Source organism: Winogradskyella psychrotolerans RS-3 (assembly GCF_000427335.1).
Classification (GTDB): domain Bacteria; phylum Bacteroidota; class Bacteroidia; order Flavobacteriales; family Flavobacteriaceae; genus Winogradskyella; species Winogradskyella psychrotolerans.
The window spans coordinates 30,741-51,938 of sequence record NZ_ATMR01000176.1 but is presented as its reverse complement, the minus strand read 5'-3'; the positions used below and the strand labels follow the sequence as shown (position 1 = coordinate 51,938).

The 21,198-nt window shown below is 32.1% G+C and carries 22 protein-coding genes and 1 pseudogene; 19 read left to right on the top strand and 4 right to left on the bottom strand.

The window, feature by feature from the left end:
* Positions 1 to 2 precede the first annotated feature (2 nt).
* Entirely contained in the window at positions 3 to 305 is a 303-nt protein-coding gene (locus tag ADIWIN_RS15955) for a response regulator (protein WP_316929659.1), read from the top strand.
* 26 nt (positions 306 to 331) lie between these two features.
* Here the strand turns inward: ADIWIN_RS15955 and ADIWIN_RS15950 are convergent, their stop codons facing one another.
* Positions 332 to 970, bottom strand: a complete 639-nt coding sequence (locus ADIWIN_RS15950) for an alpha/beta hydrolase (RefSeq protein WP_020894555.1) — start codon at positions 968 to 970, stop codon at positions 332 to 334.
* Between the two features lie 53 nt (positions 971 to 1,023).
* Here ADIWIN_RS15950 and ADIWIN_RS15945 point away from each other — a divergent pair, with 53 nt between their 5' ends.
* The 5 genes and pseudogenes from ADIWIN_RS15945 to ADIWIN_RS15925 all read left to right on the top strand — a co-directional run bounded on the left by ADIWIN_RS15945 (position 1,024) and on the right by ADIWIN_RS15925 (position 5,824).
* Positions 1,024 to 1,449, top strand: coding sequence for a PaaI family thioesterase (locus ADIWIN_RS15945; RefSeq protein ID WP_020894554.1), 426 nt, complete (start codon positions 1,024 to 1,026; stop codon positions 1,447 to 1,449).
* Positions 1,450 to 1,452: 3 nt separating this feature from the next.
* Positions 1,453 to 2,571: a chorismate-binding protein gene (locus ADIWIN_RS15940; protein WP_020894553.1), complete on the top strand. Its 1,119-nt coding sequence runs from the start codon at positions 1,453 to 1,455 to the stop codon at positions 2,569 to 2,571.
* Positions 2,572 to 2,655: 84 nt separating this feature from the next.
* A pseudogene (menD, locus tag ADIWIN_RS15935) lies at positions 2,656 to 4,415 on the top strand (2-succinyl-5-enolpyruvyl-6-hydroxy-3-cyclohexene-1-carboxylic-acid synthase).
* 112 nt (positions 4,416 to 4,527) lie between these two features.
* A complete protein-coding gene (locus ADIWIN_RS15930; RefSeq protein WP_020894550.1) occupies positions 4,528 to 4,869 on the top strand; it encodes a DUF2853 family protein in 342 nt (113 codons plus the stop codon).
* Between the two features lie 124 nt (positions 4,870 to 4,993).
* Positions 4,994 to 5,824 (top strand): CvfB family protein, encoded by an 831-nt coding sequence (locus tag ADIWIN_RS15925; protein WP_020894549.1) that lies wholly within the window; start codon positions 4,994 to 4,996, stop codon positions 5,822 to 5,824.
* On the opposite strand, the gene ADIWIN_RS15920 is transcribed toward ADIWIN_RS15925, so the two are convergent.
* Positions 5,812 to 6,237: an STAS/SEC14 domain-containing protein gene (locus ADIWIN_RS15920; protein WP_040757613.1), complete on the bottom strand. Its 426-nt coding sequence runs from the start codon at positions 6,235 to 6,237 to the stop codon at positions 5,812 to 5,814. The genes ADIWIN_RS15925 and ADIWIN_RS15920 overlap by 13 nt on opposite strands.
* 117 nt (positions 6,238 to 6,354) lie before the next feature.
* Here ADIWIN_RS15920 and ADIWIN_RS15915 point away from each other — a divergent pair, with 117 nt between their 5' ends.
* The 8 genes from ADIWIN_RS15915 to ADIWIN_RS15880 all read left to right on the top strand — a co-directional run bounded on the left by ADIWIN_RS15915 (position 6,355) and on the right by ADIWIN_RS15880 (position 14,020).
* Positions 6,355 to 7,194 carry a 1,4-dihydroxy-2-naphthoyl-CoA synthase gene (locus ADIWIN_RS15915; RefSeq protein WP_020894547.1) on the top strand — a complete coding sequence of 280 codons (840 nt, stop codon included), beginning with the start codon at positions 6,355 to 6,357 and terminating at the stop codon, positions 7,192 to 7,194.
* A 15-nt stretch (positions 7,195 to 7,209) separates the two neighbouring features.
* Entirely contained in the window at positions 7,210 to 8,115 is a 906-nt protein-coding gene (gene menA / locus ADIWIN_RS15910; RefSeq protein ID WP_020894546.1) for a 1,4-dihydroxy-2-naphthoate octaprenyltransferase, read from the top strand.
* Positions 8,116 to 8,219: 104 nt separating this feature from the next.
* Positions 8,220 to 8,930, top strand: a complete 711-nt coding sequence (locus ADIWIN_RS15905) for a hypothetical protein (RefSeq protein ID WP_020894545.1) — start codon at positions 8,220 to 8,222, stop codon at positions 8,928 to 8,930.
* A 331-nt stretch (positions 8,931 to 9,261) separates the two neighbouring features.
* Positions 9,262 to 9,708, top strand: coding sequence for a hypothetical protein (locus ADIWIN_RS15900; RefSeq protein ID WP_020894544.1), 447 nt, complete (start codon positions 9,262 to 9,264; stop codon positions 9,706 to 9,708).
* Between the two features lie 15 nt (positions 9,709 to 9,723).
* Positions 9,724 to 10,401, top strand: a complete 678-nt coding sequence (locus ADIWIN_RS15895; RefSeq protein WP_020894543.1) for a metal-dependent hydrolase — start codon at positions 9,724 to 9,726, stop codon at positions 10,399 to 10,401.
* 125 nt (positions 10,402 to 10,526) lie between these two features.
* Positions 10,527 to 11,360 carry an alpha/beta hydrolase gene (locus tag ADIWIN_RS15890; RefSeq protein ID WP_020894542.1) on the top strand — a complete coding sequence of 278 codons (834 nt, stop codon included), beginning with the start codon at positions 10,527 to 10,529 and terminating at the stop codon, positions 11,358 to 11,360.
* A 68-nt stretch (positions 11,361 to 11,428) separates the two neighbouring features.
* Positions 11,429 to 12,544 (top strand): DUF2914 domain-containing protein, encoded by a 1,116-nt coding sequence (locus ADIWIN_RS15885; protein WP_020894541.1) that lies wholly within the window; start codon positions 11,429 to 11,431, stop codon positions 12,542 to 12,544.
* A 360-nt stretch (positions 12,545 to 12,904) separates the two neighbouring features.
* Positions 12,905 to 14,020 carry a glycosyltransferase family 4 protein gene (locus ADIWIN_RS15880; RefSeq protein WP_020894540.1) on the top strand — a complete coding sequence of 372 codons (1,116 nt, stop codon included), beginning with the start codon at positions 12,905 to 12,907 and terminating at the stop codon, positions 14,018 to 14,020.
* A gap of 31 nt (positions 14,021 to 14,051) precedes the next feature.
* Here the strand turns inward: ADIWIN_RS15880 and ADIWIN_RS15875 are convergent, their stop codons facing one another.
* On the bottom strand, positions 14,052 to 14,942 hold the full coding sequence (locus ADIWIN_RS15875; RefSeq protein ID WP_020894539.1) for a sterol desaturase family protein: 891 nt from the start codon (positions 14,940 to 14,942) through the stop codon (positions 14,052 to 14,054).
* Positions 14,943 to 15,001: 59 nt separating this feature from the next.
* Between ADIWIN_RS15875 and ADIWIN_RS15870 the strand changes: the two genes are divergently transcribed.
* The 5 genes from ADIWIN_RS15870 to ADIWIN_RS15855 all read left to right on the top strand — a co-directional run bounded on the left by ADIWIN_RS15870 (position 15,002) and on the right by ADIWIN_RS15855 (position 20,244).
* On the top strand, positions 15,002 to 16,036 hold the full coding sequence (locus ADIWIN_RS15870) for an o-succinylbenzoate synthase (RefSeq protein ID WP_040757612.1): 1,035 nt from the start codon (positions 15,002 to 15,004) through the stop codon (positions 16,034 to 16,036).
* Position 16,037: 1 nt separating this feature from the next.
* Positions 16,038 to 16,979 carry a CPBP family intramembrane glutamic endopeptidase gene (locus tag ADIWIN_RS20400; protein ID WP_020894537.1) on the top strand — a complete coding sequence of 314 codons (942 nt, stop codon included), beginning with the start codon at positions 16,038 to 16,040 and terminating at the stop codon, positions 16,977 to 16,979.
* Positions 16,980 to 16,982: 3 nt separating this feature from the next.
* On the top strand, positions 16,983 to 17,549 hold the full coding sequence (locus ADIWIN_RS21980) for an AMP-binding protein (RefSeq protein ID WP_020894536.1): 567 nt from the start codon (positions 16,983 to 16,985) through the stop codon (positions 17,547 to 17,549).
* Positions 17,546 to 18,067, top strand: a complete 522-nt coding sequence (locus ADIWIN_RS21975; protein WP_020894535.1) for an acyl-CoA synthetase family protein — start codon at positions 17,546 to 17,548, stop codon at positions 18,065 to 18,067. Before ADIWIN_RS21980 ends, ADIWIN_RS21975 begins: the two co-directional genes overlap by 4 nt.
* An 86-nt stretch (positions 18,068 to 18,153) precedes the next feature.
* The gene (locus ADIWIN_RS15855; RefSeq protein WP_040757611.1) at positions 18,154 to 20,244 is read left to right on the top strand and encodes a vWA domain-containing protein; all 2,091 of its coding nucleotides are present in this window, start codon (positions 18,154 to 18,156) and stop codon (positions 20,242 to 20,244) included.
* A gap of 67 nt (positions 20,245 to 20,311) precedes the next feature.
* On the opposite strand, the gene ADIWIN_RS15850 is transcribed toward ADIWIN_RS15855, so the two are convergent.
* Positions 20,312 to 21,169 carry an OmpA/MotB family protein gene (locus tag ADIWIN_RS15850; protein ID WP_020894533.1) on the bottom strand — a complete coding sequence of 286 codons (858 nt, stop codon included), beginning with the start codon at positions 21,167 to 21,169 and terminating at the stop codon, positions 20,312 to 20,314.
* Between the last annotated feature and the right edge of the window lie 29 nt (positions 21,170 to 21,198).

The window sequence follows — 21,198 nt, the reverse complement described above, 5'->3', positions numbered from 1 at the left end:
AAATAAGTCTTTTTTCAGATGGGGAAGAGGCCTTAGAGTTTTTAATAGATAACCTCTATAATAATGAAGAACTTCCGGATATCATATTTTTAGATATTAATATGCCTATTATGGATGGTTTTCAATTTATGGAAGAATACGTGAAAATAAAACCTAAATTAAGCAAGAAAATCACGATCTATATGGTGTCTTCTTCTGTTGATCCTGTAGATATAGAAAGAGCTAAGAACATTAGCGACATATCCGACTATATTATAAAGCCTATAAAGGCAGGACAATTGCAAGAAATTATGAATAATCTTTAAAAGGAGGTTTGTGGCTTAAATTTTTCTTAGACTAATTTATTAATAAACCCAATATTAACCACATGTGTTCCTTTAAAAGGCATAATAGAAACCTTATCTCCAAATAGATTTGTAGCACGTGCTGATTCTAGTTGAATTCTTTGTTCATCCAAATAGTCATCTTCAGTGCCATAAATCAACTTTACCTTGGTGTCTTTAGCTAGGTACTTATAATCTTCTGCAGTTAATTCTTTCGGAATTCCGCCAGAATGGAGGACAAGCTGTTGACATTGTAGCTGTCGTTTTGCTATATATCGCATAGCGACACTGACTCCTTGTGAATAGCCGAAAACGATAAAATTAACATCTTCAGGAATTTTTTCAACCTCTAACACGGCATCAAAATAGTTTAGAATATTCTCCATTCCGGTTTCGGTATTATCGCGTGTTAGCCAATTAGCACCAACATGCATTTTTGGTTGTATATAAAATTTGCTCGGAGCTTGTGGAGCAATAATATAATTGTCTTCGGCATTTAAGCCTTTAAAGTATTTAAGAAAATAACGACTCATATATCCCATGCCATGACACACCAACCAAACCGTTTTTGTACGCTCAGTAAGTGTATTTAAAGTAGAGTAGGAGTTGGTACTTGTATATGAGATTTCTTTCTCTTGTGAATTCATTTTTCTAGGCGGTTTCTGTATCTTTGTAATCGATTCAAAAATACTGTTTTTATATGCAAATGACTAAAGAGGATTTCTTAGCAAAAGCTAATTCAGCAAGCAAAAACACCTTAATGGAAACCCTAGATATTGAAATGGTGGACTTTGGAGATGATTTTTTAGTGGCCAGAATGCCTGTAACATCCAAAGTATATCAACCAGATGGTGTATTACATGGTGGAGCGACTGCCGCTTTAGCAGAAAGTGTTGGTAGTTTTGCTTCGCATATTTTTATAGATACGGAGAATATGTTTGTTCGTGGTTTAGAAATTACAGCGAATCATTTAAAAAGTGTAACTAAAGGTTATATCTATGCTAAAGCGACATTTTTACATAAAGGACGTACCACGCAATTATTAGATATTAGAGTGACAGACGAAGCAGATAATCTAATTTCAATATGTAGGTTATCTACTATTTCACTTCCAAAAAAGAAATAAGTAATGGATGCTATATCCTTTTTTGATGCTTTAGAGCAGCAATACAAAAATAATTTACCTTTTGTAGTTTACAGTAGACCAATTAATTCAATAATTAAATGTTGGTTGCAAGAGGACGATTCTGTTTATAAATCAGAAACATTTACAGAGAGTGGATTTTTATTTGCTCCTTTTGATATTAAACAAAACAGTATTCTTTTACCAAAAGAGCATTGTTTGTATTCTGAAATAACAACTAGTAATTTAGAAGTTGAAGATTTTGAACCTACTGAGATTCTTCAAAGTGAAACTGAGAAAATTCAACATATCGATTTAGTTTCTAAAGGTATTGAAAGTATTAAAAATCAGGATTTACAAAAAGTAGTGTTATCACGCTGTGAAACAAAATCACTTCAAGATACTAATCCATTAACCATTTTTAAACGTCTTTTTAATACCTATACAAATGCAATGGTGTACTGTTGGTATCACCCTATAGTAGGGTTATGGATTGGCGCCACACCAGAGTTATTATTAAAAGTTGAAGGCAAACGACTCACCACAATTTCTTTAGCAGGAACCCAGCCTTACCAAAGAGAGTCTGAACCGACTTGGACAAACAAAGAGTTTGAAGAGCAGAAAATTGTTACGGATTATATTACGGAACAATTAAAACCATATACTTCAAACATAAATGTATCAGAAGTAGATACCGTAAGAGCCGGAAACTTATTACATCTTAAAACGAGAATTATCAGTGTTTTAAAAGATGGTGCCGATTTAAAATCTATAATCGAAGCCTTACATCCAACTCCAGCGGTTTGTGGATTTTCTAAAGCTAAAGCAAAGGATTTCATTCTTAATAATGAAAACTATAATCGAGAATATTACACTGGTTTTTTAGGGGAATTAAACCTAAAACAAAGTAGAACCCGTAACACCAATAGACGTAATGTAGAAAATAATGCTTACGCCGTTGTAAAAACACAGTCTAATTTTTACGTGAATTTACGCTGTATGCAACTCAAAGATGCCAAAGCAAATATCTATGTAGGTGGAGGTATTACCAAAGATTCTAACCCAGATAACGAATGGGAAGAAACCGTGAATAAAACAGGCACAATCAATACCGTACTTAATTAAATACAATATGTACTTATAATTAGTTATATTTTTAGTCGAAGCTCTATTTTATTATCTCCTTTTATTAGGTAATTTTGTATTTATATGAAGTACTCAAAAATACCTTTATCCCAAACCGTAGTTACCTTATGCAAAACGCATAATGTAAAACATATTATAATTTCTCCAGGTAGTAGAAATGCACCTTTAACTATTGGTTTTACTAACGATGATTTTTTTAAGTGTTACAGTATAGTTGACGAACGTTGTGCTGCATTTTTTGCATTAGGAATTGCCCAGCAACTACAAGAACCAGTTGCTGTGGTTTGTACTTCTGGTAGTGCATTACTAAATTATTATCCAGCGGTTTCAGAAGCCTATTATAGCAATGTTCCATTAGTTGTTATATCTGCAGACAGACCAAAGCATTTGATAGATATTGGTGATGGACAAACTATAAAACAAAAAAATGTCTATGGAGAACATGTGTTGTATAGTGCCAATTTAAAACTAGATTTAAAAGAAGGAGAAAATGCTCATATAGATAGTGAAAGAGCAATTTTTAAAAGTATAGAGAATAAGCTAGAGCGTTTTTTAGGACTTCAAAAAGATATACAAACACATAATGAATCTGAAATTCATGATGCACTTACGGTTTCAAAATTAAATTCAGGACCAGTTCATATTAATTGCCCATTTGATGAGCCTTTGTACGAAACTACAGAGGAATTAGTTATAAACCCAAAGCCTTTTAAAATTAAAAGTAGAGAGGATAAGGTAGATCGTTTTGAAATTAAAAGCTTATTAGATGTTTGGCACAGTGCTAAACGGAAAATGATTTTGGTTGGTGTTTTAGAACCCAATTCTATTGAAGCACAATGGATACAGGAAATAGCGGATGATGATAGTATTATAGTCTTAACTGAAACGACTTCTAATTTAAATCATGCTGATTTTTTTCCTGGCATTGACAAGTTAATTGCCCCCTTAGATGAAGAAGATTTAAAAGCTCTTCAACCAGATATATTAATCACATTTGGAGGTTTAATTGTTTCAAAAAAATAAAAATATTTTTAAGAACCTATAAGCCAGAGTTGCATTGCCATGTTGGTTTAACAAGAGCAAATGATACCTTTTTCTGTTTAGAAAAGCATATTAAGCTACGTCCAGATACATTTTTAAGTTCATTCTTACCTCAAGTCACACACCATACAAAAAGCACGTATAAAAGTCAGTGGCTTGCGGTGCGCCAAAAACGACGAAAATTACAAGAGGATTATTTGCAAACTCTTCCATTTTCGGATTTTAAGGCCTTCAATTCTGTTTTAAAGAGTATTCCGAAGCAAAGTCAACTACAGGTAGGTAATAGCTCTGCTATACGCTACACGCAACTGTTTCAATTAACTAAAAGTATTGATGTGTTTTGTAATAGAGGCACAAGCGGAATTGATGGTAGTACAAGCACAGCAATAGGTGCTGCAGTGGCCTCAGATAAACGAACCACATTGGTTACAGGGGATTTAAGTTTCTTTTACGATAGTAATGCACTTTGGAACAATTATATTCCAAAAACCTTCAGAATTATTGTGATTAATAATGAAGGAGGTGGAATTTTTAGAATCTTACCAGGTGATAAAAACACAGAGAATTTCGATCGTTTTTTTGAAACCAAACATCATTTAACTGCCAAACAATTATCTGAAATGTATGGGTTTGAATATGTTGTTGCTAAAAATGAAAAGGAGCTAGATCTGCAATTAGAATCCTTTTATAAAGGAGCTAGGAAGCCAAAATTGTTGGAGATCTTTACACCATCGCGTCTTAATGATAAGATTCTCTTAGATTTTTTTAAATATATTAAATAAATGATGTAAAACAGTAAAGATGTGACTATTTGATTTTTATTGTGTCTAAAAATTGTTACCTTTAAATGGTATAATTTCATTGTTAATTTAATAACTTAAAACAAATAGAAACATGAGTAAAAGAGATGATTTAATCGTAAAGTATGCGGCGGATTTAAAAGATAAATGTGGTGTTAATGCTGATATGGATTTATTAACTAAAGTAACTATAGGTTTAGGTCCTTCAATTTACAATGCAGATTCATCTACAGTTTCTGGTTCTGATGAGAAAGAATTAGCAACGGTAAAGAATAACTTTTTAATTAAAAAATTAGGATTAAAAGATGGTGCTGAATTAGATAAAGCCATTGATTCTGTAATGGAAACATATGGGCGTTCTAATAGATCAAAATATAGAGTAGTAGTGTATTACTTATTAGCAGTACATTTCAAAAAAGAGTCTGTTTATTCATAGATAAAATTTAAAATACGATTGAGCGTTATAATTTTTTAATTATGACGCTTTTTTTTGCCGAAATAATTAATTATACATTCAACTTCTTTTTAAAATCTCATTAAAATATATTTACCTTTGCAACATGATATATTTAGGAGAATACAATACGTTAGAAATTTTAAGAGATACCGAACCAGGATTGTTTTTGGGAGATGGTGCAGATGGTGAAGTCCTTTTACCTAACAGATATGTGCCTAAAGTATTTGAATTAGGTGACAAAATTGAAGTCTTTGTTTATTTAGATAACGAAGAACGACCAGTTGCTACAACAGATCAACCTTATATTAAAAAAGGTGATTTTGCTTTGTTGCGTTGTAACCAAGTTACAGATTACGGAGCTTTTTTAGATTGGGGTTTGGTGAAGGAATTATTTTGCCCTTTTAGAGAACAAGCTTTTAAAATGAAATCTGGTGGTTGGTATTTAGTGCATTGTTATTTAGATGAAGAATCTCAACGACTTGTTGCCTCTAGTAAAACCAATCGTTTTTTAGATAATAAAGAACTGACCGTTGCTCAATTTGACGAGGTAGACCTTATTGTGTCTCATCCTTCAGAGTTAGGAATGAATGTTATTGTAAATAAAACACACTTAGGTCTGGTTTTTAATGATGATATCTATAGAGATATTAGTGTAGGGGATAGATTTAAGGGAATGATTAAAAAAGTCCGTGAGGATAATAAGCTAGATATTTCATTAAATCAAATCGGTTATAGAAATATTGAACCAAATGCGGAGCATATTCTAAACGAATTACATGACAATGGAGGCTTTTTACCTGTGCATGATAAATCGAATCCTGAAGTGATTAAAGACTTATTACAGATGAGTAAAAAGAGCTTTAAAAAAGCGGTTGGTTCGTTATATAAAGAGCGCCAGATAGAAATAAAAGAAGACGGTATTTATTTATTATAAGAATCGTTTTCTTGGTTAGATAAGGAATCTTCAATCCAATCTATAGCGTTTTCAAAATCTTTAAATACTTTTCGGTTGAATTTAAAGAAGTGACTTTCAATTTCAATAATACGTTCAGTAAGGTCGCTATAAACAATTATGGCGTAAGCTTTTAGGTTCTTGAATGTTTCGTTAAATACTTTGGCGTCACTAAGGTTTATAGAATAAGAATTTTTTCTGTTAGCTATAAAACCAAAAGGTCTATCCTCAAAATGTGTTTTTATTATAAATGCGAGTTCATCAAAGTTTTTGAAAGTTATATCTGCACCTTCATCAAACTCTGATACCAAAAAATTCGAGTAAATATATACGGTTCCTAACTTTAATTTGTAGACCTTAAAAGCTTCATTATGTAGGTTAGGATTATAATTCATTGTATATTAATATTTTGGCCGCAAATATACTATGCCTGCATAGTAAAATCAAGAAGAAAATTCTCTCAAGCATATTATTATTAATTTCTTACTTTTGCGCTTAAAATACTGATAAATATGAGCCATATAGATTGGAAAGTTGCCAAGTCTTATGAAGATATAACCTATCATAAATGCAATGGAGTTGCCAGAATTGCATTTAATAGACCAGATATACGCAATGCATTTCGTCCAAAGACCACTTCTGAACTTTATGACGCCTTCTATGATGCAGGTGAAGATGTAAATATTGGAGTTGTTCTTTTAAGTGCAGAAGGTCCTTCTACCAAAGATGGTATATGGAGTTTCTGTTCAGGAGGCGATCAAAAGGCTAGAGGACATCAAGGATATGTTGGAGAGGATGGTTACCATCGTTTAAACATATTAGAAGTTCAACGCTTAATTCGTTTTATGCCAAAAGCCGTTATTGCTGTTGTGCCAGGTTGGGCTGTAGGTGGAGGCCATAGTTTACACGTGGTTTGCGATTTAACTCTAGCGAGTAAAGAACATGCTATTTTTAAACAAACAGACGCCGATGTCACTAGTTTTGACGGAGGCTATGGTTCTGCATATCTAGCAAAAATGGTAGGCCAAAAAAGAGCAAGAGAAATCTTTTTCTTAGGACGAAATTATTCTGCCCAAGAAGCTTACGATATGGGCATGGTAAATGCCGTTATTCCTCATGAAGAATTAGAAGATACCGCATACGAATGGGCACAAGAAATATTAGCCAAATCGCCAACATCTATAAAAATGTTGAAATTTGCGATGAATCTTACCGATGACGGCATGGTTGGTCAACAAGTATTTGCAGGTGAAGCCACACGATTAGCTTATATGACAGATGAAGCCAAAGAAGGTAGAGATGCCTTTTTAGAAAAAAGGAAGCCTAACTTTCCGAAAAAATGGATTCCTTAATCTAAACGTAATTAAATGAATAAAATTAAACCGTGGCTTTCTGCCATGAGATTAAGAACGTTACCACTTTCTGTTTCTGGAATTATTCTTGGAGGTTGTTTTGCATTTTATAATGGAAAATTTAATCCATGGGTTTTTGCTCTTGCGATATTCACAACAATTGCTTTACAAATACTATCAAACTTAGCTAATGATTATGGTGATGGTATGCGTGGAACGGATAATGATGAGCGTGTAGGTCCACAGCGTGCCCTACAGAGTGGTGCCATTACTCCAGATGAAATGATGGATGGTATTAAACTTAATATCATTATCGTTATCATATTAACAATGGTCCTTATTTGGAGCGCCTTTGATTCTGGCAGTATTTTATATATTTTATTATTTTTATTACTTGCTGGACTTTCAGTTTATGCCGCTTTAAATTATACAATGGGAGATTCTCCATACGGCTACCGTGCCTTAGGTGATGTATTTGTATTTGTGTTTTTTGGATTGGTTAGTACGTTTGGGAGCTACTTACTTTTTGTACATACCTTAGATCATGTTGTTGTTTTACCTGCTATTTCGATCGGTTTATTAAGTGTGGGAGTCTTGAATTTAAACAATATGAGAGATATTGAATCCGATACCAATGCAGGGAAAATTACATTAGCAATCAAGTTAGGAAAAGAAGGTGCCAAACGTTATCACTTTGCGGTTATTCTAGGCGCTATGTTGGTTACCATTTTGTTTTCAATATTGTATTATGTAGAGCCATATAATTTCCTGTATTTAATTGCTTTTATACCCTTATTAATTCATGTTAAAAAGATAAAATCGGCAAAGACACCTAATGATTTCGATAGTCAATTAAAGGTTTTGGCATTATCTACATTCCTAATGTCAATACTTTTAGGAGTTGGTTATATTTTGTATTAGATGATTTAAACATAGTTATTATTAAAAATTATTATAAAACTTAAGCGCATAGATGCTTAAGTTTTTTATTTTAACACTTTAATTAGTAATTCTAAATAAATTATATGAAAAAGCTATTTGCGTTAATCCTATTAATTGCATTTACAATTATTAATGCTCAAAACACAACCTTAAATGTTAGCGAAAGCGCAGAATACAAGGATAAAGAAAAAGCTATAGATGTATTAACTATTCATACTACTGAAAATGGTTTAACAGGCATCGTTAGAGAGAGTAAGCATGATATACTATTTGATGTTTTTGACAATGACCTTAATAAAACACACAACCTAGTAGTAAAAAGTGACAAAAAGGAAAGGTATATAGGCGAAGTTGTCTATGGATATGAGATTAAGGTGTTTACGGTGTTTTCGCCTAAGGCAAAAGAGCGTTTGGTTTACTGTCATACATTTAATATAAAAAGCGGATTACATAGCAAAAAGAAATTATTCGAAGCTACAGTAGCAAAAAAAAGATTCTTATTTGGTAATCGAAAAGATCGTCAAACCAGTATAGATATATCTCCAAATGGAAAATATTTAGCAATGGCTACAGATAATATTTATAAAGATGTAAATGATTATGCCATAAGAGTGTTCGATGCCACTACCTTAGAGCACATATACACTAAGAGTTATCAAAAGCATGAAGAAAAATACTTTCAACATAATGATATTTCTATAAATGACGAAGGTGTGGTATTTGTATTAGGAAAACTTTACGAAAATGGTAAAAAAGAAAGAAAAAAGGAGAAGCTAACTATAGTTTTATTTTAAATAAAATTACCGAAAAAGCTAACGAAGAAATATCTATAAGTCTCGATGATCAGCATATTAGAAACTTAAGGATTTCAATAGTTGATAATAAACTGCACCTCATTGGTTTCTATTCAGAAAAAAGAACTGGTAAGATTAAAGGGGGCTGTAACTTTATCATTGATTCTGATAATTTCTCAGTTACTAGTAAAAATAATTATGAGTTACCTTTAGATGTATATGAAGATTTGTATGGAGATAAAAAAGGCTCAAGAAAAAAGAAAAAGGTAAAGAACTGACTAATTTTTACATAGATTATGTTTTAAAAGATTCACAAGGAAACACCTATTTATTGGCTGAAGAGTTTTATATCACACAAACTTATGTTTCTACAGGTATGAATAATGGTTATTGGCAAACCGTCTATCATTACGATGATATCCTTATTTTTAAATTTGGAGTCTCTGGAAATTTAGATTGGGGAAGAAGTATCTTCAAACGCTCAAATTCACCCTCCTATAATGCATTTTTAAAGAATGATGAATTGCATGTTCTTTTAAATTCAGGTAAAAATCTTCTCGAAAAGGATGATGGCAGAACTAAAGTTTCTAAAGGGTGGTTTGAATCGTCATCACTCTACGATATTGTTTACAACAGCTCTGGAGAAGTCGTATATAGCAAGATTCAGGATAATAAAGGTAAAACCTATTATCAACCTTTTTACGGAACTTATCAAGATGGAAAATTTATTATGATGAGTTCTGGTGGAAAGAAAAGACAATTTATGATTTTACAATAACGTAAATATATAATTATGAAAATCACATTTTACGGTCATGCCGCTTTAGGTATTCAAATTAAAGATATTTATATTTTAGTCGATCCTTTTATTACAGGAAATGACAAAGCTTCAGCGATAGATATAGATACGCTTAAGGCCGATTATATTCTCGTAACACATGCGCATCAAGATCATATTTTAGATGTAGAAGCCATTGCTAAGCGTACAGGTGCTATTATTATTTCTAATTTTGAAATTGTAACGCATTTCCAAAACAAAGATTTAGAAGGTCATCCTATGAATCATGGTGGATCATGGGATTTTGAATTTGGGAACCTTAAATATGTCAATGCCATTCACACCTCGTCATTTCCTGATGGTTCCTATGGCGGACAACCTGGTGGGTTCATTATTGAAGGTGAGCATAAAACGATTTACATCGCTGGTGATACCGCTTTGACAATGGACATGAAATTAATTCCGATGCAAACCAAACTCGATCTAGCTATTTTACCGATTGGGGATAATTTTACCATGGGAATTGATGATGCTATTTTAGCAAGTGATTTTGTTGAATGTGATAAAATTCTAGGTTATCATTTCGATACCTTTGGGTATATTGAGATTAATCATGAAGAGGCTAAACGTAAATTCTTCGATAAAGGTAAGGACTTAATGTTGTTAGAGATTGGGGAACGTATAGAATTATAAGCTTAATCGTTTTTAAGCATTAAACTATAACCAAATTTATACTAGAGTTAGTGCATTTTATTAGCTAATTGTTTTACAGTCAATTTTTTAATAAATTTTAGAATCTATTAATAAAAACTCAAAATATGAAAAATCTAATATGTTGTTTTCTAATTAGTGTTGTTGTTTATAGCTGCTCAAATGCACCACAGTATAACGATCCTATTCCTCCACATGATAATTTTAAGATAGAATCTACAATTCTAAACGAAACGCGTGTTATTAACGTTTGGACACCTCCAAATTATAAAACGAGTACTGATTCTTTACCGGTAATTTATATGCCAGATGGTGGTATTGTAATGGAGGATTTTCCACATATTGCAAATACGATTTCTAAACTTGTTGAAAATAAAAGTATAGATCCAATTATCCTTGTTGGCATAGAAAACATAGATAGAAGAAAAGATTTATCTGGTGCTTCTGAAGTAAAAGCAGATGAAGAGTATTGCCCATTAACGGATGGCGCTAAAGATTTTAGAGCCTTTATTAAAGAAGAATTAATGGTAGACATTAATAGTAAATATAGAACGATGAATGAAACAGGTATAATTGGAGAATCTCTAGCTGGCTTGTTTGTAATGGAAACGTTTCTTCTTAATCCAGATACTTTTGATTTTTATATTGCTATGGATCCGTCATTATGGTGGAATGATCATTACTTAGAACGTAATTCTAAACGTTATTTAGAGAATTCACCAAGTAAAGTTACTAGACTTTGGTTTGCTGGTTCTGATGCCGAAACGATTTCAATTCACGCTAATAACTTAGCTAGGACGTTAGAGACTAATGCACCTAAAGAATTACTATGGAAATACTCAGATGAACCAAAAGAACAGCATAACACTATTTTTAGAGCGACAAAAGAAAAAGCTTTAATCTGGATATTAAATGCGGATGCTAAGGATGGATTAAATTAAATCAGTTTGGTAAAAGATAACCTTTCGTTAGTTATAACCTATGATAATCGGATGTTTCTAAAATTTATATGAAAAGGATATTAGTTAAATTTAGGAGTAGTGCTTTTCGAAAATTCATTCGTAAGCACGAAAAATATGCACCTATAATCTTCTTTATCGGTGGATTTATCTTCGATACATTAACGCTTGGTCGTGTTGATCGTTTGTACGATTTAATTGTTTTAAGTCTGCATATGACATCGTTAACAGTAACGATTTACTTGTTTAATTTGGCAGACGACTTTAAATGGAAAAATAGGTTTTTACTAAAATTAAGAGACTATTATCCGTTGGCCATCCAATTTTTCTTTGGAGCACTTTCAAGCGCGTATGTTATTTATTTTTCTAGAAGTGTTTCACTATCTAAGACGATGTCATTCTTTATCATCTTACTAGTTCTTCTCTTTGCAAACGAGCTTCTAAAAAAACGAATTTCTAATAAGTACTTGCAATTCAGTGTTTACTTTTTTATCAACTTCACGTTTTTCTCTTTCATTATCCCTGTGCTCATTAAAGTAATGAATACGAATGTATTTATTTTATCGGGTCTTATTAGTTTCATCCTAACGTTGACATTGATTAGCATAATTTATATAAAAAGCCCTAGTACAAGAGCCGAAATTAAACTAGGAAAGGTTATAGGAATTGTATCAGGACTTTACGCCATGATTAATCTATTCTATGTTTTTAATCTTATTCCGCCTGTGCCTTTGGCTTTAGAAAATGGTTTAGTAGCACATAATATTAAAGTTGAAAACAATACGTATACAGTGACATATGAAACAGACGACTGGTATATATTTTGGCGAGATCATCGGTTAAAGTTTATTTCAGAGCCTGAAGAAACTGTTTATGTTTTTACATCCATATTTGCTCCTACTGATATCGAAAAATCAATTTATCACCGTTGGAAATGGTATAATAATCAAACTGAAGAGTGGGAAACTATTGAAGATATAGGTTATACTATAAAAGGTGGCAGAAATTATGGGTATCGTGGCTACACTTACAAAAATAATACGATGCCAGGGTTGTGGAAAGTTGAAGTAATTACCGAAGAAGAGTTGATCATAGGTGTAGTTGATTTTGAAATTATTATGAATTACTCTCTGAATCCAATAAACTTAATTGATAAGAAATTCTGATCATCATTGCTAAATTTGCCTTGTCCTTCATATTTCTAATAGGTATTTAAACACGTAAGGCATGATTCATAGTTTTCTATGAAAAGATATGAGATAACTTCAATCGTCTTATGATATACACTTCAAATTTATAATTATTTATTAGAGAATTCAGTTAAAAAACATATCTTTATATCGGTTTGATTCATAGCGAAATACATTGTGTTAACTACGTGACAGTTTAGAAGGAGTATACAATCTTATGGTATGGATGTACTTTTTTTAAAAAGTAAGGATGCTTTTGCCTCATAGTATAGCGTGTTAATTTGATGAATGAAAGGTTGAAATTTACATAAATCATTAGACTCTTTTTTTATAGTTATGATAATTGTTTACTTAGCAAGATATTTACCTGCAGAGGGTTCTACAACGCACATGTATTCTGTAGCTGAGAACCTTATAAGAAGAGGTCATTCTGTTTATATCCTATCTGGTGGTCATGGAGGCCATCCAAGTGCTATTACATTATTCGAGAAAACAAAAAGGAATGGTGTAAAATTTATTAAATTGCCTTTTCCTATTTATAACAAGATTAATTTTCGTACAAGGTTATATCAGTTAGTATCATATCTTTTTTCAATTCCGTTTGGCTTGTATTATTTATACAAGCTTAAGCCAGATGTCATACATGCCCATTATCCAGTAACTACATATTTAGCTGCTATATATAAATTTATAACAGGCAAACAGTTTATTGTGACACATCACAACATGAATATCCCAAAGCATATTTTCAATAGAAAAGGAGACTACGCTATCGCAATTAGTAGAGAATTAGAGATCAATTTAGTGTCAGATTACAACTATAAAAAAAGTGAGGTTAAACTTATTTTTAACGGGGTTAAAGATCATAAGTATGCCCTAGATAAAGACGGTATTTTGAATTTAAAGAGAATAAATAATATACCTATTGATAGGGTTATTATTGGTTTCGTGGGTACAATAGGTCATCGTAAAGGAGTAGATATCTTAATTGAAGCGATTAACCGATGCAAACATCTAAAAATTCATGCTATTATTTTGGGTAATGGAAATATAGATTGGCTAAACCAGTGTCTAAAAGAATATCAGATAAACCATCTTGTCACGTTAATTCCTTTTAGAGACCCAAGAGAGATTTATACGATGATAGATATGCTAATTTTACCATCTAGGGTAGAAGGCTTTCCATTGGTGCCTTTAGAGGCAATGGTGATGAAAAAACCTGTGATTAGATCTAATATTGAAGGAGCTAATGATCAAATTATTGATGGTGAAAATGGATTTCTTTTTGAATCCGAAAATATCGCACAATTAGCAGCCATAATCACAACTATTGCATTAGATCCTAAGTCTTTAACTGTATTGGGAGAAAATGCATATAAACATGTTGTTAATCATTTTTCTGAAGACGTAATGGTTGACAAAATGCTTGAAGTTTACAATTTAACGACATAAGTTAAAATCATATTTGTTAAAGGTAAAAGGATTATTTCTTTCGCATTAACCATTCATTTCTCAAATCATCACTGACTTTACCAGTACCATCATGTTTCCAACCCGGAGGTTTAAAAAGGTATAGTAGTCTATTTTTTAATGATTTTCGTCCGGAAGACGCATCTTTTAATAATAACCACCACTCAATAAATGCAATTTTAATTGGGTTGTATGTTTTAATATTTGTGACCAAACCATATCTTACTTTTTCATCGCTTAACTCCGGTTGAAACGTTCCAAATAGTTTATCCCAAATAATTAGAATTCCTGCATGGTTCCGATCTAGATAAATAGGATTACTTCCATGATGCACTCTATGATGCGATGGAGTGTTAAAAATTGCTTCAAACCATTTTGACATCTTATTTATGGCTTCTGTATGAATCCAAAATTGATACAACAAGCTAATAGACATTTGTAATAAAATCATAGCTGGATGAAAGCCTAACAACGGTAACCATAACCAAAAGATAAAGGTGTAAAAACCGCCAGACCATGTTTGTCTAAGTGCTGTACTTAAATTGTAATGTTCTGATGAATGATGAACGACGTGTGAAGCCCAAAATAAGCGACATTCATGCGAGACGCGATGAAACCAATAATAAGCAAAGTCATCCGCAAAAAATAGAATTAAAAAGGACCACCAAGCCACAGGAATAGTAAACAATCTAAAGTTATCATAAACCAAAAAGAAAACCAATAATACCAAAACTTTACTCGCAAAACCCAAAAACACGTTTCCCAAGCCCATAGCAATAGAGGTGAAGGCATCTTTAGATTCGTAAGTCTTAATATGTTGTTTAGTAGTTACATATAATTCTAATACCATTGCCAGCACAAAAAACGGGATAGCATAAAGAATAATATTAGGAAAATTTGGCATTTTGTATTGTTAATTGAGCTCTAATTTACGAAAATAATTAAGTATTTTTGATTACTATGATGAGAGCAGAATACAAACATTATGTTTTAAAATTTAAACGTCCCAGTGGCACATCGCGAGGAGTTATGACAACAAAGGAAACCTGGTTTATAATTTTAGAAAATGAAAATAAAACGGGGGTTGGCGAGTGCGGTATTTTAAGAGGCTTATCTATTGATGATCGGCCAGATTTTGAAGAAAAATTAAAATGGACGTGTCGTAACATTCATCTTGGGTTAGAAATACTTTTAGCTGAGTTAATAGAGTATCCAAGTATTCAATTCGGATTGGAAACCGCTTTTAAATCATTAGAAGGTACAGATCAGTTTCAATTATTTCCTTCTCAATTTTCAAAGGGAGAAGACAGTATACCAATTAACGGCTTAGTTTGGATGGGCAAGGAAGACTTTATGCGATCTCAAATTAAGGATAAAATTGAAGCAGGTTTCAGTTGTATTAAATTAAAAATTGGAGCTATAGATTTTCAAACGGAATTGGACATCTTAAAATCGATACGTAATGAATTTTTAGTTTCAGATATTGAATTACGTGTAGATGCAAATGGTGCTTTTTCACCTAAGGATGCTTTAGAAAAGTTAAAACGATTATCAGAATACCAATTACATTCCATTGAGCAACCTATAAAACCAAAGCAGTTTGAAGTAATGGCTCGGCTTTGTAAGGAAACTCCATTACCTATTGCTTTAGACGAAGAATTAATTGGGGTGTTTTCAAACGAAAATCAGCAAGAATTACTTCAAACTATAAAACCACAGTATATCATTTTAAAACCAAGTTTGGTTGGTGGTTTTACAGGGAGTCAACAGTGGATTGACACCGCAGAAAATTTAAATATAAAATGGTGGATAACCAGCGCTTTAGAAAGTAATATTGGATTGAATGCCATAGCACAATGGACGTATACATTAAAAAATAACATGCCTCAAGGTTTAGGAACAGGAAGTTTATTTACTAACAATTTTATTTCTCCATTAAGCGTAAAAAACGGTACTTTGCATTACGATTTAAAACAACACTGGAAATTTAATTTATAACATGAATTATATACAACAAGCCTATAAAGGACAACGCGAACTTTGGATGTTTATCCTAACAACAATCTTAGTAGCAGGTATTTTTATTAGTAATTTTGTGTTTTATTTAGCGTCAGATCCAAGTGATTTAGATGCTGCAATGGATGCCATGAAGAGTTGGAATTTACCATCAAGTGTATTATTAATCATTAATTTATTGCCCTTTGTGTTTTTGCTAGGACTGTTATTTGTTTTGGTTAAATTTATACACCAAAGAAGCCTCTTATCATTAACAACATCGAGACTTAAGGTAGATTATAAACGCATTTTGTTTTCATTTTTAATGATTACAATTTATACCATTGTTACGTTTTTTATCATGTATTCCATAGATTCATCTGAAATTGTGTTTCAGTTTAATCCTGTTAAATTTTCCATACTATTTATAATAAGTATTATTTTATTTCCGTTTCAAATAGGGTTGGAAGAGTATCTCTTTAGAGGTTATTTAATGCAGCATATAGGTGTTTTGGTTAAGAACAAATGGTTCCCTCTAATTTTTACCTCGATATTATTTGGTGTTGCGCATAGCGCAAATCCAGAGGTAGGGGCTATTGGATTTTGGCAAATGATGATATTTTATATCGGAACGGGATTACTTTTAGGAATTATGACGTTAATGGATGAAGGCTTAGAGTTAGCTTTAGGCTTTCATTTAGGTAATAATTTAATTGCTTCACTATTAGTAACAGCAGATTGGACAGCATTGCAAACCGATGCACTTTTTAAAGATATGTCTGAACCAGAATTAGGATCAATTTCAGAAATTATATTACCCGTTTTAATCGTTTATCCTTTAATGCTATTCATACTTTCAAAAAAATATGGATGGACCAACTGGAAAGATAAATTATTCGGAAAAGTAGAAGAGCCACCAAAGGAAAATTATAAAATAATTGAGTAGAATATGACACCAGAATATAACAAAGTACACAACCGTTTTAAGTTTAATGGACTTCATTTTAGTCACGAAGATCTAAAAGAAGTTGCTTATAGTCTTATCAAAGAAGGAGAGGCTTACGAAAAAGTAACAGGTAATTTTTTAATCGATTGGTTAAATAATAAAGACTTTTTATATGTAACGACTTCAGGCTCTACAGGTCAGCCAAAAGAAATTAAATTAATGAAACAAGCGATGGTTAACTCTGCCATAGCTACAGGTAATTTTTTCGGTTTAGAACCAGGAGATAAAGCTTTACATTGTTTACCAAGTCACTTTATTGCAGGTAAAATGATGTTTGTTCGTGCCTTGGTTTTAGGATTAGAAATTGATTTTGTTGAACCTTCTGCACAGCCAATTTTTGATTACGACAAGACTTATGATTTCTGTGCTATGGTTCCGATACAATTAAAGCATACCATTAATTATATTGAGAATATCAAATCGATTATTGTTGGTGGTTCTAAAGTCACTAAACCGCTTTTAGAAAAATTAAAAACTGTGAGCCTAAGTTTTTTGAAACTTACGGAATGACAGAAACCGTAACACACATTGCTGTAAGACAGTTACAATCTAAATCTGCTGAAAAAGAACCGTATTTTAAAGCTTTAGAGCATGTTACTTTTGAACAAGACGATAGAAATTGTTTAGTTATACACGCTCCAAAACTGGTTGAAGAAGCCTTAATTACTAATGATATTGTCGAATTACAGTCAGAAACTAGCTTTCAGTTATTCGGTCGTTACGATAATGTTATTAATTCTGGTGGAGTAAAATTGTTTCCAGAACAAATAGAAGATAAATTACAACCCGCTATAAAACAGCGTTTTATTGTGGCAGGTGAAGACGATGTTACTTTAGGCGAAAAATTGATTCTTATTGTTGAAAATCCGACAGATTCTAAAGATGATATTAGAAAGGCTATAAAAGAGCTAAAAACTTTAGGAAAGTTTGAAGTCCCTAAGGAAATCTATACTCTAGAAAAGTTTTCAGAAACTGTAAACGGAAAAATTCAACGTAAAAAAACGATAAAAGCTGTTTTAGGGAGTTAACTCATTCAAACACGTACTTTACTCATTGCTAGTTTTAAATCATAGTGTTTGTTTATAGGTTTACATAAACTTATAAATCAACTATTATGAAAAATCAAGTATTCATTTTATGCTTTATGTTGTCCTCAGGATGCATGATAGCTCAAGAAAAAATAATTACAGGAACAGTAACAACTGCTATTGATGGTTTACCGTTGCCCGGTGCCAGTATTATTATAAAAGGAAGCACTGTTGGCGCCCAAACCGATTTTGACGGTAACTTTAAATTAAATGCTAATGTTGGTGATATTATAGAAGTGTCTTATGTTGGTATGCAAACTCAGCAACTAATTATTGGAGCCATCCTAATCTATGATGTAATTCTCAAGGAAGATCAAAGTAGTTTAGATGAAATAGTTGTTGTTGCTTATGGTGTCTCAACTAGACATGGTTACACAAATTACTCCAAGCTAAAACCAACTATAGCTTCAAAACTTTCGGGAAAGGTTTCAGGAGTTTTAGTTACAAATTCAAACGGAACACCAAGAACATCATCAAATATTGTTATCAGGGATAGTGCTTCAGTAAATTCAAAAGAAGCACTTTATATTTTAAATGGGAAGCCGATTTCTGAAAGCGAATTCAGAAATATTAAAACAGATAAAATTAAGCATATTGAAATCTTGAATGCGCTTCAAGGTCATGCTATTTATGGTTATGAAGGGACAAAAGGAGTTATTGTTTTAAGAACAAAAGGATATAAAAACAATATTAATTTTGAAGATATTGATAATTTTCTGAATGAAACTTATACTCAAATTGAAGAGAATAGTTTTAAGCGAACCAATCTTGCTGCGCTTTCTACGTTCTCAATAGATGTTGATAAAGCAGGTTACAGCAACGTTAGACGCATGATTAACAATGGAGAAACCATTCCTCCAAATGCTGTAAAGCTCGAAGAAATGGTGAATTACTTCAATTACAATTATCCGCAACCTACAGATGAGCATCCATTTTCTATTAATACAGAGGTGGTAACAACACCATGGCACAAAGACACACAATTGGTTAGAATCGGGTTACAAGGTAAGACGTATGAAAATGCTGAATTGCCAGCTTCTAATTTAACATTTTTAATAGATGTATCAGGATCTATGGGGTCGCAGAATAAATTACCTTTATTAAAGAGTGCGTTTAAACTTTTAGTTAATCAACTTAGAGAAAAAGATAAAGTATCGATTGTAGTATATGCTGGTGCCGCCGGTGTTGTTTTAGAACCAACCTCTGGTAATGAAAAAGAAACGATATTATCAGCTTTAGATAAATTGAATTATGGTGGTTCTACAGCTGGTGGTGCAGGCATTGAATTAGCTTATCAATTAGCCGAAAAGAATTTTAAAAAAACAGGAAACAATCGTGTCATCTTAGCAACTGATGGAGATTTTAATGTAGGAGCTTCTAGCGATAATGACATGCAAACCTTAATTGAAGAGAAACGAAAATCAGGTGTATTCTTATCTGTTCTAGGCTTTGGTTATGGCAACTATAAAGATTCAAAATTAGAAACACTGGCAGATAAAGGTAATGGGAATCATGCATATATAGATAATATGCAAGAAGCACAAAAAGTATTTGGTAAAGAGTTTGGCGGCACACTTTTTACAATAGCAAAGGATGTTAAAATTCAAGTAGAATTTAATCCCAGAAAAGTTCAGGCATATCGATTGATTGGTTATGAAAATAGGTTATTGGCAGACGAGGAATTTATAGATGATACTAAAGATGCTGGTGAATTAGGAAGTGGACATACGGTTACAGCTTTGTATGAAATTATTCCTGTTGGAATTAAAAGTGATTATCTTAAAAAAGTATCAGATTTAAAGTATACCAAATCTGAAGTGGCTTCAAATTATGAAGATGAATTATTTACTGTAAAATTCAGGTATAAAAAACCAAATGAGGATAAGAGTATAGAAATGGTGCACGTTCAAAATGATATAATAACTGAAGCATCTGATGATATGAATTTTGCTTCTGCTGTAGCTTTATTCGGAATGCAATTAAGACACTCTAAATATTTCAATAGTGCTTCATCATCTAAAGTGATTGCATTAGCCAATAATGGAAGAGGAGAGGACAAAGATGGGTATAGAGCTGAGTTTATTAGATTGGTAAAATCTTATGATATTTTAAACTAAAAGCTAACAGAAAATAAAAAGCCCAATGCAAACGCATTGGGCTTTTCTATATTAAAATCTATTCGGATTATTTTCCTTCAGATAAATTTTTCATTTCATTTTCAACCATTTCATAGAATTGGTCAATTTTAGGCATTACCACAATACGAGTACGTCTGTTTTTCGCTCTATTTTCAGCAGAATCGTTTTCTACTAAAGGAACGTAAGAACTACGACCAGCAGCAATTAATTGTTGTGGATTAACATCTAAGCTCTCTAAAACTCTAACAACAGAAGTTGCACGTTTTACACTTAAATCCCAGTTGTCAACTAATGGTGGCTTGTTGTAAGATAAATTATCTGTATGAGATTCAACCATAGCTTCAAAATCCGGTTTGCTATTTATAACTTTAGCAACTTTAGCTAATATTTCGTTAGCTCTAGTTGTTACAGTATAGCTTCCACTTTGGAATAATAACTTATCTGCGATAGAAATAAATACAACCCCTTTTTCTACATTAATTTCGATATCTGGATCATTGATACCAACAGCTTTCTTAAGACTAGTTACAACAGCAAGTGTTACACTATCCTTTTTAGTTAACGCATCTTGTAATCTTGTAATTTTTAAATCACGTTCTTTTAAGCTCTCTAAAGACTTCTCAAGGTTTTCAGAACCTTTCTTAGTTAAGATAGTTAAATCACCTTTTGTATCAATTAAATCTTGATTTGACTTACGTAAATCAGCCAATTGATCTTTCATTGTTTCTACTCTCGCATTTGCAGCGGCAACATCAGAGAGACAACTGTTTAATTTAACGGTTGCAGTATTTAATAAGTCTTGGGTTTCTTGATATTTTTCTTGTAGCGCAACATGTTCTTTCTTAGACACACAAGATGCTAAAAACAACATTGAACAAACACCTAATAACATTAATTTTTTCATAATTGAATTTTAGTTTAAATCGTTAATTT

What these genes read in the sequence shown, in the direction of transcription:
- ADIWIN_RS15870 (WP_040757612.1), top strand. Translation starts at nt 15,002, where the DNA reads ATGAGAGCAGAATACAAACATTATGTTTTAAAATTTAAACGTCCCAGT.
- ADIWIN_RS15945 (WP_020894554.1), top strand. Translation starts at nt 1,024, where the DNA reads ATGCAAATGACTAAAGAGGATTTCTTAGCAAAAGCTAATTCAGCAAGC.
- ADIWIN_RS15920 (WP_040757613.1), bottom strand. Translation starts at nt 6,237, where the DNA reads ATGAATTATAATCCTAACCTACATAATGAAGCTTTTAAGGTCTACAAA.
- ADIWIN_RS15850 (WP_020894533.1), bottom strand. Translation starts at nt 21,169, where the DNA reads ATGAAAAAATTAATGTTATTAGGTGTTTGTTCAATGTTGTTTTTAGCA.
- ADIWIN_RS21975 (WP_020894535.1), top strand. Translation starts at nt 17,546, where the DNA reads ATGACAGAAACCGTAACACACATTGCTGTAAGACAGTTACAATCTAAA.
- ADIWIN_RS15880 (WP_020894540.1), top strand. Translation starts at nt 12,905, where the DNA reads ATGATAATTGTTTACTTAGCAAGATATTTACCTGCAGAGGGTTCTACA.
- ADIWIN_RS15925 (WP_020894549.1), top strand. Translation starts at nt 4,994, where the DNA reads ATGATATATTTAGGAGAATACAATACGTTAGAAATTTTAAGAGATACC.
- ADIWIN_RS15885 (WP_020894541.1), top strand. Translation starts at nt 11,429, where the DNA reads ATGAAAAGGATATTAGTTAAATTTAGGAGTAGTGCTTTTCGAAAATTC.
- ADIWIN_RS15915 (WP_020894547.1), top strand. Translation starts at nt 6,355, where the DNA reads ATGAGCCATATAGATTGGAAAGTTGCCAAGTCTTATGAAGATATAACC.
- ADIWIN_RS15950 (WP_020894555.1), bottom strand. Translation starts at nt 970, where the DNA reads ATGAATTCACAAGAGAAAGAAATCTCATATACAAGTACCAACTCCTAC.
- menA (WP_020894546.1), top strand. Translation starts at nt 7,210, where the DNA reads ATGAATAAAATTAAACCGTGGCTTTCTGCCATGAGATTAAGAACGTTA.
- ADIWIN_RS15930 (WP_020894550.1), top strand. Translation starts at nt 4,528, where the DNA reads ATGAGTAAAAGAGATGATTTAATCGTAAAGTATGCGGCGGATTTAAAA.
- ADIWIN_RS15895 (WP_020894543.1), top strand. Translation starts at nt 9,724, where the DNA reads ATGAAAATCACATTTTACGGTCATGCCGCTTTAGGTATTCAAATTAAA.
- ADIWIN_RS15875 (WP_020894539.1), bottom strand. Translation starts at nt 14,942, where the DNA reads ATGCCAAATTTTCCTAATATTATTCTTTATGCTATCCCGTTTTTTGTG.
- ADIWIN_RS15855 (WP_040757611.1), top strand. Translation starts at nt 18,154, where the DNA reads ATGAAAAATCAAGTATTCATTTTATGCTTTATGTTGTCCTCAGGATGC.
- ADIWIN_RS15890 (WP_020894542.1), top strand. Translation starts at nt 10,527, where the DNA reads ATGAAAAATCTAATATGTTGTTTTCTAATTAGTGTTGTTGTTTATAGC.
- ADIWIN_RS20400 (WP_020894537.1), top strand. Translation starts at nt 16,038, where the DNA reads ATGAATTATATACAACAAGCCTATAAAGGACAACGCGAACTTTGGATG.
- ADIWIN_RS15940 (WP_020894553.1), top strand. Translation starts at nt 1,453, where the DNA reads ATGGATGCTATATCCTTTTTTGATGCTTTAGAGCAGCAATACAAAAAT.
- ADIWIN_RS15905 (WP_020894545.1), top strand. Translation starts at nt 8,220, where the DNA reads ATGAAAAAGCTATTTGCGTTAATCCTATTAATTGCATTTACAATTATT.
- ADIWIN_RS21980 (WP_020894536.1), top strand. Translation starts at nt 16,983, where the DNA reads ATGACACCAGAATATAACAAAGTACACAACCGTTTTAAGTTTAATGGA.